Source organism: Microbacterium sp. (assembly GCF_051953575.1).
Classification (GTDB): Bacteria; Actinomycetota; Actinomycetes; order Actinomycetales; family Microbacteriaceae; genus Microbacterium.
The window spans coordinates 1-13,788 of the sequence record NZ_JBQCIP010000098.1 but is presented as its reverse complement, the minus strand read 5'-3'; the positions used below and the strand labels follow the sequence as shown (position 1 = coordinate 13,788).

Sequence of the window (13,788 nt, the reverse complement as noted above, 5' to 3'; positions counted from 1 at the left end):
CGGCATCGCGATGATCGCCGAGGAGTCCACCAGCTTCCCCGGCGTCACCGCCCCCACGAACCAGGCCGGGCTCGGGTTCGGGTTCAAGTGGAACATGGGCTGGATGAACGACTCGCTCGAGTACATCAAGCGGGACCCGATCCATCGCTCCCACCACGAGGGCGAGCTGTCGTTCTCGTTCGTGTACGCGTTCAGTGAGAACTACGTGCTGCCCATCAGCCACGACGAAGTCGTCCATGGAAAGGGCAGCCTGTTCGGACGCATGCCGGGCGACCACTGGCAGAACCTCGCCAACATGCGCGCGTTCCTCGCCTACATGTGGGGGCACCCCGGCAAGCAGCTGCTGTTCATGGGCCAGGAGTTCGGCCAGCTGTCCGAATGGTCCGAAGCGCGCTCGCTGGACTGGTGGCTGCTCGACCAGCCCAGCCACGCCGAGCTCCTGGGGTTCGTCGGGGCGCTCAACGGCGTCTACCGCGCGAACTCCGCACTGTGGGCGCGCGACAGCGACGGGGCGGCGTTCACGCGGCTCGGCGCGCCGACCTGGAACCCGAACGTCGTCGTGTTCGCCCGTCGCGACTGGCACGGCAACACCGTGGTCGTCGCCGCGAACTTCTCGGGCACGCCGCTGAACGCGTACGCGCTCGACCTCCCCGAGAGCGGCGTGTGGCACGAGATCCTCAACACCGACTCGCAGGCGTACGGCGGGTCGGGCGTGGGGAACCTCGGCGTCGTCCACGCCGGCGACGGCGGGCGCGCGACACTGGTGCTGCCGCCGCTGGGTGTGCTGTGGCTGCGCCACGAGACCGCCGCGCACGTGCCGTCGCCAACGAACGGCTGACGCGCGAGAGGCCTGGGTGGATGGCCCGGCATGGTGCCGGGCCATCGACTCAGAACAGGAGCGACGCCAGACGGCCGCGGGCGGAGGCGACGCGCGGGTCGGCGTCGCCGACGAGTGCGAAGAGCTCGAGCAGACGCTCGCGGACCGGACCGCGCTCGTCCGAAGGCAGCTGCGCGAACAGGTCGAGCAGTCGGCCGAACGCGTCCTCGACGTGGCCGCCGGCGATGTCGAGGTCGGCGACCGCGAGCTGCGCCGCGATATCGGTGGGCGCCGCCGCCGCGGCGGCGCGGGCCTGCTGCAGATCGAGGCCCTGGACACGATCGAGCAGGCGCACCTGGCCGAGGCCGGCGCGCGCGTCCTCATCGCGGGGATTCTCGGCGAGTGCCTTCTCGTACGCGGTGATCGCGCGGGCGTAGTCGCCCGCCTCGATCGCCTCGAACGCCTCGGCGTGCAGCGGAGCGAGCGGCGGCTCCTCGGGAGCCTCCTGCCCGACGGGGGCCTCTCCGTCGACAGCCGCGGTGCCGGTCACGCCGTTCTGCGCCGCCACCTGGAGCAGCTGCGCGAAGACCTCGCGCACCTGCTGCTCCGGCACGGCGCCGTTGAAGAGCGGCACGGGCTGACCCGCGACCAGGGCGACGACCATCGGGATCGACTGGGCGCGGAACGCCTGCGAGAGCTGGGGGTTGGCATCGACGTCGACCTTCGCCAGCACGAGCCGTCCGGCGAGCTCTTCGACGACCCGCTCGAGGATGGGGCTCAGCTGCTTGCACGGCCCGCACCACTCGGCCCAGAGGTCGACCACCACGGGGACCGTACGCGAGAGCTCGAGCACCTGCGCGAACGTGTCGTCGGTGACGTCGAACACGAGTGCCGGGAGGGCCACCGCGGCACCCGCCGCCTGCGGCTCCCCCGGAACGGGCCCTGCCGGGCGATTGCGCAGCGACGAGAGGTCGACCGCGCCACGGACGGCGGCACCGAGGGAGGGATCGCTCACGAGATGACCTTCGCTTCGAGGATGGCGGAAGAGTAGCCCAGCAGCCGGATCTTCTCGTTCGAACCCGGTCCGGGCACGTAGAAGAACACCTGGTCGCTGTACGTGGTGGTGACCCCGGTCGCCGACTGGTCGGTTCCTGCGAGAGCGGTCACCGTCGGGTTGTTCTTGATCACCGCGTCGGGGTTGGCCGGCGTGGCCGTGTCGGTCTCGTCGATGTTGACGGCGACAATCGCCCCGCTCTCGACGGTCTGCAGCGCGAAGGGCGCCTGTGCGCCGGGCTTCGCCTGGAACTGCAGGTTGCCGGTGACTGCAGTGGTGTTGGCCGTCTTGTTGAAGTCGTTCAGACGACGCTCGCGGTCGGCCGCGATGCTGGTGCGCAGCTGGTCGCCGTCCGCTTCGAAGAGGCCGTAGTACTCGCTGGACTCGCCCTTGTCGATGATGTCCGCGTACGCCGCCGCCACGTCCTGCGGAGCGAGCGAGAGGAACGGCGAGTCCGGCTCGACCTGCGGCGCACCGATGTAGGTGGGCGCGAGGTTCGGGAGCGTCGTCGACGCCTCGAGGTTGGCGATGTACGACAGCCGGTAGTCCGACCACGGGTCGGCCTGAGACATCACCATGATGCTGGAGGTCTTCGACTCCTCGTCCGCACCCACCACGATCACCGAGCGGGGCCAGTCGTCGTAGGCCTGCGGGAGGATCACGCTCAGAGGCTTGGCGTGGATCGGGTCCGGGGCCTTGTAGTCGGCGATCTGCGACCGCAGCTTGTAGTTGGTGTCGCGTGCCGCCAGCGCCGCACCGGACATGCGGGTCTCAGCCAGATCGCCGTCGAGAGCCGCATCCGCGTCCGCGACGGTCGCCGCGATGCGCGTGAGGATGCGCTCCGCCTGCGCCTTGGTCACGGCGGGGGCCTGCTGGCCGTCGGGAGCGATCACGCTCGCCGTCGGGCTGGGAGTGGGCGTCGAGCCGAACTGCGGCCAGGCGTCGGCAGAGCATCCGGTGAACAGGACGGCCGAGACGGCCACGATCGGGATCGCGGCGAACGCACGGCGGCCTGAGACGGCGCGTCGCGTCGACGCCTGACTGGTGATCACGCCCTTGTCGTCATCGTCGATCGTCGAGATGTCGATGGGCTCGGTCACGGGGAGCGGCAGGCCCTTGCGGCGGGGGCCGCGACGACGTCGCACATGGCGGATCGCCAGGATGTAGAGGAACACGCCGACCGCCATGAGGATCGCGCCGCCCACGATCAGCGGCCCCGCCCAGGGGGTCGACGTCTGCAGCGGCCAGGTCACCGTGACCTTGCTCGGTGCGGGGGCGGTGCCGTCCGCCGCCACGAGTACGCTCATGCCCTCCGGCAGCTGCAGCGGAGCGATCAGCAGATCCTTCTGCGAGTACTCGTCGAGCCACAGGTCGGAGCCGGCCGGGTTCCGCCCTGCGGGGGTCGCCGCTGCGGCGCCGTCGGCGGGAGCAGCCGCGTCACCGGCAGTCGTGTCTCCGGCGGCCGCATCGCCGGCAGCCGCATCGCCGGCCGCCGCATCGCCGGCCGCCGCGTCACCGGCAGCAGGATCGCCCGAGGCGTCATCGCCCTGCGCGGGTGCGGCCGTCGGGTCGGCCTCGACGAGCGTGGTCTCGATCTTGCCGTTCTTGCCGAGAGACACGTGGTTGTAGGTGGCGTCCGCGAGCCAGTCCTGCATGTCGGCGGTGCGTCCGTACGAGGCGAACAGGTCGCCCTCGGACTGCGCGCGGAGCGTCTGGGTGCCGGGCATCTGATTGAGCACAGCCCCGTCGATCAGGATGTAGGGAGCCGCATCCTTGACCGAGATCGCCGCCGTCTCGGTCTTGGGTCCCTCGAAGATCGTCCGCTGAGCGATGCCCGCACCGATCATCACGGTGGCCAGCACGAAAGCCGCCACAGCCCACACGAAACGCACGAAGAAACCCTTTCCCGGGGCGCACCGACAGAGCGCGACCCTTCGATTCGACAGTTCAGACTAGCGAACACGACCTGTGAGGCGCGTGGGAGGGTGCCATTCCGGGGCTCGACGGTAGTGATGCGTATCCTGGGCGAACAGGTATCGGCGTCACGTCGTACAGGAGGGGACCTCGATGAAGATCCACAACCCGTTCCGCACGGCGCTGCTGGCCACACTCGGGGTGGGACTGGGTCTCCTGCTGATCGGGAGCATCCAGAACCTCCAGACGATCCTGCTGTACGTCGGGACCGCCCTGTTCCTCTCGCTGGGCCTGGACCCCCTCGTCGGCTGGCTCGAGCGCCGCAAGCTCCCCCGCTGGGCCGCCGTCCTGATCACCATCCTGGCGGTGCTCGCCGCGTTCGCCGGCATCATCCTGATCGTGGTCCCGGTGATCGTCCAGCAGATCGGCCAGCTGGTCGCCGCCATCCAGAAGATGATCGAGGACGGGAGCTGGAACCCCGTCGAGGATCTCCGGGACTGGATGACCGCGCAGTTCCCGCTGCTGAAGGTCGACGACGTGTTCGAATCGGTCCAGGAGTGGCTGAACTCGCTCGACTACGGCGCGATCGGCAGCGAGATCGGCGGCAGCATCATCGCGATCGGCGGGGCACTGCTGTCGGGTCTCGCAGGCGCCTTCATCGTGCTCATCCTGACGATCTACTTCACCGCCTCGACCCCGAGCCTCAAGCGGGCGGCCTACCAGCTCGTCCCCGCGTCGAAGCGCGCACGCTTCATGGACCTGGGCGAGCAGATCACCGACTCGGTCGGCTACTACGTCATGGGGCAGGTCAGCCTCGGTGTGATCAACGGTGTGCTCAGCGCGATCTTCCTGTCGATCATCGGCGCGCCGTTCCCCGCGGTGCTCGCCGTGATCGCGTTCTTCTTCTCGCTGATCCCGCTCGTGGGCACGCTCACCGGGTCGACGATCATCGTGCTCATCTGCCTCGGGCTCGCCGATTCCCCTGTCACGGCCCTGATCGCCGCGATCTACTACCTCGTCTACATGCAGATCGAGGCCTACGTGATCTCGCCGCGCATCATGGGTCGCGCCGTCGCGGTGCCCGGCGCCGTCGTGGTGATCGCAGCCCTCGCCGGCGGGTCGCTGCTCGGCCTGCTGGGCGCGCTGGTAGCCATCCCGGTGGCCGCCAGCATCCTGATCATCTTCCGTCAGGTCGTGATCCCCCGGCAGAACGAGCGCTAGGCGTATTCAGTCCGCGACGACGGCTCCGCGCCATTCCGTGGGCAGCGGAAGCGCGTCAGGGTTGACCGCGGCGACGATCTCGGTCAGCACACGCCGGGTCTGGTTCTCACCGACCCACAGGTGCTTGCCGCCGTCCACCGGGATCAGCACGGCGTCGGGCACGCTCGCGAACCGCTCGGCCGCCGCATCGGGGCGGAGGTAGTCGTCGAACTCCGGCACCAGCACGATGAGGCGGCGCGGATCGTCCGCCCACGCGGCGACCTCCTCGTCCGTCGCCCGATGCAGAGGCGGAGAGAGCAGCACCGCGCCCTCGACGTCGTGGTCGCGGCCGTACTTCAGCGCCAGCTCCGTGCCGAACGACCACCCGACGAACCAGGGGCGCGGAAGGCCACGCGCGTGGACGAAGTCCATCGCCGCCGCCACGTCGAACGCCTCGGCGCGCCCGCCGTCGAACGCGCCGTCGCTCGTGCCGCGCGGCGACGACGTGCCGCGCGTGTTGAACCGCAGCACCGCCAGGTCGGCGAGAGCAGGCAGGCGCCCCGCCGCCTTGCGGAGGATGTGCGAGTCCATGAACCCGCCCGCGGTGGGGAGCGGATGCAGCGTCACCAGGGTCGCCACCGGATCCCGGTCCTCGGGCAGGGCGAGCTCGCCGACGAGCGTCAGTCCGTCGAGCGTCTCGAGCTCGATCTCCTCGCGACGCGCAGGAAGCTGCATCGGACCGCGGATCTCCATGTCAGGCCACCTTCCAGCAGTGCTGATGCCAGTGCCGGCGCGCCGCGAGATCGGCGGCGTCCCCCAGCACTCCGTCGGCGCGCCACGTGACGAGGTGCGCGACGCCGATGTCGATCTGGCCGCCGCAGCCCGGGCAGCGGTACACCTTCTGCGCCTGCGCCGCCGACACAGGCTGCACGGTCCACTCGACGCCGCGGCGGTACTCGGTGCGCTTCCAGCCGGCGAGCAGACGCTCGAAGGACTCGTCGCCGCTCGAGTCGTTCCGGCGGCGGTTGGACCGCGGCATGGCTCAATACCAGCCGGTGCTCTGCGAGTGGCCCCACGCGCCGCACGGAGTGCCGTAGCGACCGCCGATGTAGTTCAGGCCCCACGTGATCTGCGTCGCCGGGTTGGTCTCCCAGTCGGGGGCGACGCTGCCCATCTTGCTGCCCGGGAGCGCCTGCGGGATGCCGTACGCACCGCTGCCGGCGTTGTACGCGTTCACACGCCAGCCGGACTCCTTCTTCCACAGCGCCACCAGGCACGCGAAGTCGTCGTCGCTCCAGCCACGCGCCTTGACCATGTCGTACGCGATCGCCTGCGCGCTACCCGGGTCGGGAGTCACGAACGGCGGGCGCCATCCGCTGCTGGACGCGCTCGTCCCCTTCACCACAGGCGCAACAGTGGGCTTCGGCTTCACGTACACCGAATACGTGCCGCGGTCGAGTTCGGCCGCGGGCGCGGGCTCCGCCGACGGGTCGCCGGCGATCGACTGGACGTCATCGAGCGAGCTCGCATACAGCGAGACCGGCTCGTCACCGGCATCCACATCCGCCAGTGCGACACCGATCGGCCCCACGTACGCGGCAATGAAACCCAGCGCGGCGAAGGCGGCGAAAGCGCCGACGACCCCGCGCCGCCGCGACCAGCGCGCCGTCGTGGACGCGGGCCGGGATGCCGTCGTGGACGCGGACCTTGCCGCGACAGCACGCCGACGGGCACTGGTCGACACGTCCTGACGTCGGGAGCGTCTGGTCGGGGTCAGATCGTTTCCGGAAGTCACAGTGACCCGATTCTCGCACAGCCGCATCGGATCTTTCCATCCGACGCGGCCCGGCGTCACTTGACGGCGAGCATGACCTCGACGACGGCGTCGAGCACGGCGTCGACCTGGGTCTCTTTGTAGCCGCCGCGCTGCATCCGGAAGGCGACCGAGCGCACCTGCTCGACGGTGACCGAACGACCAGTGGCCAGATACTTCGAGAGCTTGTCGGCCACCAGGTCCACCTCATCGATGCGATAGCCGTAGCGGAGCGCGGACACCCGGTCGAAGCGCTCCTTGCGGGGCCGTGACAGGCGGTCCAGCACCTCCTGCGCGAGCTCGCGCGTGTGGCCGACCCACACTGCCGCACCGGACGCCGCGACAGCGGTGGTCCGTTCCCGCGCCGCGAAGGCATCCTCGATGCGGCCGAGTGCGGCATCCACGGATCCGATCACGTAGCCGTGGCGCACCAGCGGGAACGCGACCTGGCGGATGTCGGCGGCGGTCATGCCTGTCGCGCCGCTCTCGAAGGCTCCGCGCGCCTTCGAGAGGAACTCGTCGACAGCCTCCTTCTCGTAGCCCTTCTCTCGACCGCGGGTCTCGGGGAAGGACGTTCGTGCGGGAGCTTCGGATGCCGTCATGATGATGCCACCAGGGGGGTGAAGAGGTAGTAGAGCGTCAGTGCCGCGACCGTCGAGGGGAGGATCGAGTCGAGCCGGTCGAGCACGCCGCCGTGGCCCGGGAGCCAGGAGCTCATGTCCTTGATGCCGAGGTCGCGCTTGATCATCGACTCCCCCAGATCGCCGGCGGTCGCGGTCGCGAGGATCAGGATGCCGAACACGACGCCCATCCACCAGTCGAGCCCGAGCATGAACATCCCGACCAGCACGCCGGCGACGATGGCGGCCAGCGCGGCGCCCGCGAAGCCCTCCCAGGTCTTCTTGGGGCTGATGCGCGGAGCCATCGGGTGCTTGCCGAACGAGATGCCTGCGACGTAGGCGCCCGTGTCGACGGCGACCGCGACGATGATGAACCCGAGCACCCACCACTCGCCGCCCTCCTTGCTCAGGAGCACGACGCACAGACTCCCGAGGAAGCCGACATACAGCTGGATGAACGTCGCGATGAGCACGTCGCCGAGCACCGCGCCGTACGTGCGGCCGTCGTGCGAGGCCATCTGCGCGACCAGACGCCAGACGACCACGAACGCCAGGGCGACGAAGAGGATCACCCACTGCAGCCACGAGTCGACGAAGTACGCGGTCCCGACGACCACTGCGCCCGCGATCAGCTGCGGTACGAGATCCACCCGACGGCCCGAAGCCGCCAGCGCGCGCGAGAACTCGAAGACCGACAGGACCGCGGCGCCCAGGGCGAACACCAGGAACAGCCATTTGACGAACAGCAGAGAGCCCAGCAGGGCGGCGCCGATCGCGAGTCCGATCAGGATCGCGAGCAGCAGGTCGCGCCCGGTCCGCTCCTTGATGCGCTCGTTGGCCTCTTCGAAATCGGCCCTCGCCTGGGCGACCTGGTTCTCGAACTCGCTCCGCGCGGCGCGCAGGTGCGCCTGCAGCACCGCGCCGGCATCGGCGTCCGCCGCCGCATCCGGCGACGGGGCTCCGGGCAGGGAGGACTCCCCGGCGCGGCGCGCATCGTCTGACGCGCGCCGCCTCTGCGACGAGTCGCGGTCGCCCTCACCCCGCGGGTCGGAAGCGTCGGTCATGGACGGTCCTCAGACCTCGAGCAGTTCGGCCTCTTTGCGCTTGAGCGCCTCGTCGATCGCGTCGACGTGGGCGCGCGTCAGCGCGTCGAGTTCCTTCTCTGCACGACCGAGCTCGTCCTCGCCGACCTCGCCCTTGAGCGCGTCGATGTCGTCCTTCGCCTTGCGGCGGATGCCGCGCACGTGGACCTTCGCGTCCTCGCCCTTGCTGCGGGTGAGCTTCACGTACTCCTTGCGACGCTCCTCGGTGAGCTCCGGCATCGTGACCCGGACGATGTTGCCGTCGTTGGTAGGGTTCACGCCGAGGTTCGGGATGTCGCGGATCGCCTGCTCGATCGCCTTCAGCGCGGACTTGTCGTACGGCGTGACGATGAGCGTGCGGGCCTCGGGGTTGTTGATGGAGGCGAGCTGCGCCAGCGGCGTCGGAGACCCGTAGTAGTCGACCATGACCTTCTGGAACAGCTGCGGGTTCGCACGGCCGGTGCGCACCGTCGCGAAGTCCTCCTTCGCTGCCTCGACGGCGCGGTCCATGCGCGCTCCGGCATCTGCCAAGACGTCCGCGATCACAGTGTCTCCTTCATATGGATGGGGCTGCTCAAGTCTACCGACGGCGCAGGCGTCACGCCGTGACCAGCGTGCCGATCGATTCGCCGAGCAGGGCGCGGGTCACGTTGCCGGCGGGCTCCATCCCGAACACGCGCATGTCCATCCGGTTGTCCATGCAGAGGCTGAACGCGGTGGAGTCGACGACCTTGAGGCCGCGCTGCAGCGCGTCGAGGTAGGTGATGCGGTCGATCTTGGTCGCCGAGGCATCCTTCTTGGGGTCCGCCGTGTAGACGCCGTCGACGCCGTTCTTGGCGACCAGCACCTCCTGAGCGTCGATCTCGAGCGCCCGCTGGGCGGCGACGGTGTCGGTCGAGAAATACGGCAGTCCGGCACCCGCACCGAAGATGACGACGCGACCCTTCTCCATGTGGCGCTCGGCGCGGCGCGGGATGTAGGGCTCCGCGACCTGCGTCATCGAGATCGCCGACTGCACGCGGGTCGCTGCGCCCGCCTGCTCGAGGAAGTCCTGGAGCGCGAGCGCGTTCATGACCGTGCCCAGCATGCCCATGTAGTCGGCGCGCCCGCGGTCCATGCCGCGCTGGCTCAGCTCGGCCCCGCGGAAGAAGTTGCCGCCGCCGACGACCACCGCGATCTCGACGCGGTCGACCGCCTCAGCGATCTCGCGCGCGATCTGGCTGACGACGTCGGGGTTGACCCCGAGCTGCCCTCCCCCGAACGCTTCGCCCGACAGCTTCAGGAGGACGCGACGGCGTCCGGTGTTCTCGTTGATCACGGTGATCCTCTCGATGACGACAAACTAGCGGGGCAAGCCGCAGACTACCCAGGAAACAGCCCGAAGGGCATGAGAAAGGCCCGCACCGGAAACCGGGTGCGGGCCTACTCAGAAGGTCAGGCGCCGACCTTGAAACGGGCGAAGCCCGTCAGGGTCAGGCCGGCGTCCTTCGCGACCTGGGCGACGGACTGCTTGTTGTCCTTCGCGTAGTCCTGGTCGAGCAGGGCGACCTGCTTGAAGAACGCGTTGACGCGGCCCTCGACGATCTTCGGAAGAGCAGCCTCGGGCTTGCCCTCGTTGCGCGAGATCTCGGTGACGATCTCGCGCTCCTTCTCGACCTCGGCCTCGGGGACCTCGTCGCGCGACAGGTACGACGGGTTGGCGAACGAGATGTGCTGCGCGAGGCTGCGCGCCGTCTCGGCGTCGTCGCCCGTGTAGGCGAGCACCACGCCGACCTGCGGGGGCAGGTCCTTGCTGGTGCGGTGCAGGTAGATCTCGAACTTGTCGCCCGACAGGGTGACGACGCGGCGCAGCTCGACCTTCTCGCCGATGATCGCAGCCTCGTCCGAGATGAGCTCGGCGACGGTCTGGTCGCCCGCCGGAGCGGCGAGAGCGGCCTCGGCCGACTCGGCGCCGGCAGCGGCGGCCGCGTCGAGCACCTTCTCAGCGAGCGCGATGAAGCGGTCGTTCTTCGCGACGAAGTCGGTCTCGGTGTTCAGCTCGATGAGCGTGACCTTGCCGTTCAGCTCCTTGGCGGCGACCAGGCCCTCGCTGGTGGAGCGGTCGGCACGCTTCGCGTTGCCCTTCGCGCCCTTGAGGCGCAGGATCTCGACGGCCTTCTCGAGGTCGCCGTCGGCCTCCTCGAGCGCCTTCTTGGTGTCGACCATGCCCGTGCCGAGCTGCTCGCGCAGCGTCTTGATGTCGGCGATCGTGAAGTTTGCCATGGGTGGCGGCTCCTTGATTCTGTGAGTTCTCATGGATGCCGCGGCGGAGCCGTCCTCAGACGACTCCGCCGGGCGGGAAGATGCGATTACGCCTTGGCGTCGCCGGCCTCGGCGGCCAGCTCCTCGGCGATGACCTCGGCCACGACGGCCTCGGCGGCGAGCTCTTCGGCGACGGCCTCGACGGCCACGGCGTCCTCGAGGTCGCCCTCGGCGGCCAGCTCCTCGGCGACGGCCTCGGCCGCGACGGCCTCGGTCGCCAGCTCGACGGCGTCAGCCTCGGCAGCAGCCGCGCCCTGCTCGAGCAGCTCGCGCTCCCAGTCGGCCAGGGGCTCGGCGTCGGCGGTCTCGTCGGTGGGCTGGTGGCGCTGGATGAGGCCCTCGGCGGCGGCGTCGGCGATGATGCGGGTGAGCAGGCCCACCGAGCGGATCGCGTCGTCGTTGCCGGGGATCGGGTACTGGAACTCGTCCGGGTCGGCGTTGGTGTCGAGGATGCCGATCACCGGGATGCCGAGCTTCGACGCCTCGTCGATTGCGAGGTGCTCGCGCTTGGCGTCGACGACCCAGATGGCCGAGGGGGTCTTCTGGAGGTTGCGGATGCCGCCGAGCGACTTGTGCAGCTTGTCGAGCTCGCGCTTCTTGAGCAGGAGCTCCTTCTTGGTGAAGCCGCTCGCCGCCGGGTCCTCGAAGTCGAGCTCCTCGAGCTCCTTCATGCGGGCAAGACGCTTCGACACCGTCGAGAAGTTGGTGAGGAGGCCACCGAGCCAGCGCTGGTTGACGTAGGGCTGGCCGACGCGGGTCGCCTGCTCGGCGATGACTTCCTGCGCCTGCTTCTTGGTGCCGACGAAGAGGATGGTGCCGCCGTGCGCGACCGTCTCCTTGACGAACTCGTACGCCTTGTCGATGTACGTGAGCGACTGCTGGAGGTCGATGATGTGGATGCCACTGCGCTCGGTGAGGATGAAGCGCTTGACCTTCGGGTTCCACCGGCGGGTCTGGTGTCCGAAGTGGACGCCGCTGTCGAGCAGCTGGCGAATGGTGACGACGGCCATGGCCGGTCTCCTGTTCTGGCGCGCGGAGCGCCTGTTGCGGTTGTGTCGCGCCGACCGTCGGCCGGCGAGCCTGGTGCCCGGCACATGCCCGCCCCGCGTTCGCACTGCTGCGCTCGCAAGGACCGTTGGGAATGGATGCCGCGTCACAGACGTCGTCCCGTTCGAGCCGAGATCCGTCACGCTGTGGGCACGCGGAGTCACTCCGACATGCGGAGTGCGACACCCAGTGTACCAGGAGCGGCCACCCTCGCCCCTCCTCCACCGGGCCGCGCGCATGCCGATTCTCCCCCGATGGCCGAGACGGGGATCACACGGTCCACGGAGTGCGCGACGCTCGGACCATGACGCTGCCAGCCACTCGCCCGCGCGTGCGACGACATCGGGCCCTCGCCGGTCTTCTGGCGCTCCTCGTGGCGTCGTCGGGTGCGGGAAATCCGGTCGACGCCGTCGCCGCCGCGGCGCCCGTCATCGCGGCGCCGCGCGCGGATGACTGGGTCTGGCCTGCGAGCCCGTTCCGCCTGGAGCACCCCTTCGTCGCCCCGCCGCACGCCTACGGCCCGGGGCACCGCGGGATAGATCTGAGACCGCTGGAGGGGACTGAGCTCATCGCGCCGGCGGCGGGGATCGTCGCCTTCTCGGGTCAGGTCGCCGGGCGCGGCATCCTCACGATCGACCACGGCGACGGGCTCGTGACGACCCTCGAGCCGATCGACTCGCCGCTGGCGGCGGGCGTGCCGGTCGGGAGGGGCGACCCGGTCGGCTCGGTGTCGCTGGGCGGTCATGCCGACCCAGGTGCGTTCCACTTCGGAGTCCGCCTGCACGGCGAGTACATCAACCCGCTGCTCCTCCTCGGAGGAGTGCCTCGAGCCGTGCTGCTCCCCTGCTGCTGAGCCTCAGGCGCGCGGGTGCGCGAGCCGGTACGTCGCGGTCAGACGCTCGCTGGAGACGTGGGTGTAGATCTGCGTCGTGCCCAGGCTCGCGTGGCCGAGGATCTCCTGCACGGCCCGCAGGTCGGCTCCCCCGTCGAGCAGATGGGTGGCCGCGGAGTGGCGGAGGGCGTGCGGCCCGACCTGGCCGCCCAATTCGGGGCCGAGGCGGCGCGAGACGAGGTCGTACACGGCGCGGGGTCCGAGTCGTCCGCCGCGGGCGCCGAGGAAGAGCGCTGATGCAGCGGCACCGTCGGCCCGGGCCGCGAGCGCCGGGCGTCCGCGCACGAGGTATGCCTCCACCGCACGCAGCGCGGGCAGGCCGAAAGGCACCACCCGCTCCTTCGAGCCCTTGCCGAGGACCCGCACGGTGCGCCGATCGGGATCGAGATCGTCGATGTCGAGCCCGCACAGCTCCGACACACGCACAGCCGCCCCGTACAGCAGCTCGAGCACGGCATGGTCGCGAAGCGCGGCCGGGTCTCCGTCGGCAGCGGCCTGGGCCATCTGCGCCAGGACTCCGTCGAGCGTCTGTGCAGTCGCCACCTTCGGGAGCGTCTTGCCCCTCTTGGGCGAGACGAGCCGCAGGCTGGGATCGGCCTCGATGACCTCGGTCTCGGTGGCCCAGGCGAAGAAGCCGCGCACGGCCGCGGTGCGCCGGGCGATGGTGGCGCGGCTGTCACCCCGCTGCACCGCCTGCCAGAGCCAGTCCCGGAGGGCCTCGAGATCCACCTGGGCGAGATCGACATCCCCGCAGGTGGCCTGAAGGCCCGCGAGGTCGGACCGGTAGGCACGCACGGTCGCAGGCGACAGCCGGCGCACCTGCTCGAGGTGACGCAGGTAGCCCTCGGCGGCCTCGGCGATCCTCATACCCCCAGCTTGCCGCCTGTGCAATGCACCCGGGTCGCGGCGCGCGGGTCGCGGCGCGCCGAGCCCCGACCACTCACTCGCGCGAGGAGGGCAGCCGCCATCCGTCCGCACCGACGAGCACGACTCCTTCGAGCCGCAGCAGGCCGAGCAGCGCCCGGACGTCGTCGACGGCCATGCCGGC

Annotated in this window: 15 protein-coding genes; 3 read left to right on the top strand and 12 right to left on the bottom strand. The window is 70.0% G+C overall.

The window, feature by feature from the left end; all coding sequences use genetic code 11:
* Window positions 1-838, top strand: an 838-nt coding sequence (locus ACTHNQ_RS06700) for an alpha amylase C-terminal domain-containing protein (protein ID WP_440332199.1), incomplete at its 5' end; no start/stop codon positions are given.
* 49 nt (window positions 839-887) lie between these two features.
* Here the strand turns inward: ACTHNQ_RS06700 and ACTHNQ_RS06695 are convergent.
* The gene (locus ACTHNQ_RS06695; protein ID WP_440332197.1) at window positions 888-1,832 is read right to left on the bottom strand and encodes a tetratricopeptide repeat protein; all 945 of its coding nucleotides are present in this window, start codon (window positions 1,830-1,832) and stop codon (window positions 888-890) included.
* A complete protein-coding gene (locus tag ACTHNQ_RS06690) occupies window positions 1,829-3,763 on the bottom strand; it encodes a glycosyl transferase (RefSeq protein WP_440332195.1) in 1,935 nt (644 codons plus the stop codon). Before ACTHNQ_RS06690 ends, ACTHNQ_RS06695 begins: the two co-directional genes overlap by 4 nt.
* Window positions 3,764-3,938: 175 nt before the next feature.
* Between ACTHNQ_RS06690 and ACTHNQ_RS06685 the strand changes: the two genes are divergently transcribed.
* Window positions 3,939-5,006: an AI-2E family transporter gene (locus ACTHNQ_RS06685; protein WP_440332193.1), complete on the top strand. Its 1,068-nt coding sequence runs from the start codon at window positions 3,939-3,941 to the stop codon at window positions 5,004-5,006.
* 6 nt (window positions 5,007-5,012) lie between these two features.
* Here the strand turns inward: ACTHNQ_RS06685 and ACTHNQ_RS06680 are convergent, their stop codons facing one another.
* From ACTHNQ_RS06680 to rpsB, 9 genes are all read right to left on the bottom strand, one after another.
* Window positions 5,013-5,738, bottom strand: a complete 726-nt coding sequence (locus tag ACTHNQ_RS06680) for an alpha/beta hydrolase (protein WP_440332191.1) — start codon at window positions 5,736-5,738, stop codon at window positions 5,013-5,015.
* Window position 5,739: 1 nt separating this feature from the next.
* Window positions 5,740-6,024 (bottom strand): hypothetical protein, encoded by a 285-nt coding sequence (locus ACTHNQ_RS06675; protein WP_018171067.1) that lies wholly within the window; start codon window positions 6,022-6,024, stop codon window positions 5,740-5,742.
* Window positions 6,025-6,027: 3 nt separating this feature from the next.
* Window positions 6,028-6,729, bottom strand: coding sequence for a lytic transglycosylase domain-containing protein (locus ACTHNQ_RS06670; RefSeq protein ID WP_440332189.1), 702 nt, complete (start codon window positions 6,727-6,729; stop codon window positions 6,028-6,030).
* Window positions 6,730-6,836: 107 nt separating this feature from the next.
* Window positions 6,837-7,400 (bottom strand): DivIVA domain-containing protein, encoded by a 564-nt coding sequence (locus tag ACTHNQ_RS06665; RefSeq protein ID WP_440332187.1) that lies wholly within the window; start codon window positions 7,398-7,400, stop codon window positions 6,837-6,839.
* Window positions 7,397-8,482, bottom strand: coding sequence for a phosphatidate cytidylyltransferase (locus ACTHNQ_RS06660; protein ID WP_440332185.1), 1,086 nt, complete (start codon window positions 8,480-8,482; stop codon window positions 7,397-7,399). The genes ACTHNQ_RS06665 and ACTHNQ_RS06660 overlap by 4 nt, the downstream gene beginning before the upstream one ends.
* A 9-nt stretch (window positions 8,483-8,491) precedes the next feature.
* Window positions 8,492-9,046: a ribosome recycling factor gene (frr, locus tag ACTHNQ_RS06655; protein ID WP_018171071.1), complete on the bottom strand. Its 555-nt coding sequence runs from the start codon at window positions 9,044-9,046 to the stop codon at window positions 8,492-8,494.
* A 52-nt stretch (window positions 9,047-9,098) separates the two neighbouring features.
* The gene (pyrH, locus tag ACTHNQ_RS06650) at window positions 9,099-9,818 is read right to left on the bottom strand and encodes a UMP kinase (RefSeq protein ID WP_018171072.1); all 720 of its coding nucleotides are present in this window, start codon (window positions 9,816-9,818) and stop codon (window positions 9,099-9,101) included.
* Between the two features lie 116 nt (window positions 9,819-9,934).
* Window positions 9,935-10,762, bottom strand: coding sequence for a translation elongation factor Ts (gene tsf, locus ACTHNQ_RS06645; RefSeq protein WP_440332183.1), 828 nt, complete (start codon window positions 10,760-10,762; stop codon window positions 9,935-9,937).
* A gap of 86 nt (window positions 10,763-10,848) precedes the next feature.
* Entirely contained in the window at window positions 10,849-11,811 is a 963-nt protein-coding gene (rpsB, locus tag ACTHNQ_RS06640) for a 30S ribosomal protein S2 (RefSeq protein ID WP_440332182.1), read from the bottom strand.
* 341 nt (window positions 11,812-12,152) lie between these two features.
* Here rpsB and ACTHNQ_RS06635 point away from each other — a divergent pair, with 341 nt between their 5' ends.
* Complete coding sequence (locus ACTHNQ_RS06635) at window positions 12,153-12,701, top strand: murein hydrolase activator EnvC family protein (protein ID WP_440332180.1); 549 nt, start codon at window positions 12,153-12,155, stop codon at window positions 12,699-12,701.
* 3 nt (window positions 12,702-12,704) lie between these two features.
* Here ACTHNQ_RS06635 and ACTHNQ_RS06630 read toward each other — a convergent pair whose 3' ends face one another.
* Window positions 12,705-13,607: a tyrosine recombinase XerC gene (locus ACTHNQ_RS06630; protein ID WP_440332178.1), complete on the bottom strand. Its 903-nt coding sequence runs from the start codon at window positions 13,605-13,607 to the stop codon at window positions 12,705-12,707.
* Window positions 13,608-13,788: the final 181 nt, after the last annotated feature.

Bases quoted from the DNA above. Each gene is read 5' to 3' on its own strand.
- ACTHNQ_RS06660 (WP_440332185.1), bottom strand. From the start codon at position 8,482: ATGACCGACGCTTCCGACCCGCGGGGTGAGGGCGACCGCGACTCGTCG.
- ACTHNQ_RS06675 (WP_018171067.1), bottom strand. From the start codon at position 6,024: ATGCCGCGGTCCAACCGCCGCCGGAACGACTCGAGCGGCGACGAGTCC.
- ACTHNQ_RS06680 (WP_440332191.1), bottom strand. From the start codon at position 5,738: ATGGAGATCCGCGGTCCGATGCAGCTTCCTGCGCGTCGCGAGGAGATC.
- tsf (WP_440332183.1), bottom strand. From the start codon at position 10,762: ATGGCAAACTTCACGATCGCCGACATCAAGACGCTGCGCGAGCAGCTC.
- ACTHNQ_RS06685 (WP_440332193.1), top strand. From the start codon at position 3,939: ATGAAGATCCACAACCCGTTCCGCACGGCGCTGCTGGCCACACTCGGG.
- ACTHNQ_RS06630 (WP_440332178.1), bottom strand. From the start codon at position 13,607: ATGAGGATCGCCGAGGCCGCCGAGGGCTACCTGCGTCACCTCGAGCAG.
- rpsB (WP_440332182.1), bottom strand. From the start codon at position 11,811: ATGGCCGTCGTCACCATTCGCCAGCTGCTCGACAGCGGCGTCCACTTC.
- ACTHNQ_RS06665 (WP_440332187.1), bottom strand. From the start codon at position 7,400: ATGACGGCATCCGAAGCTCCCGCACGAACGTCCTTCCCCGAGACCCGC.
- ACTHNQ_RS06635 (WP_440332180.1), top strand. From the start codon at position 12,153: ATGACGCTGCCAGCCACTCGCCCGCGCGTGCGACGACATCGGGCCCTC.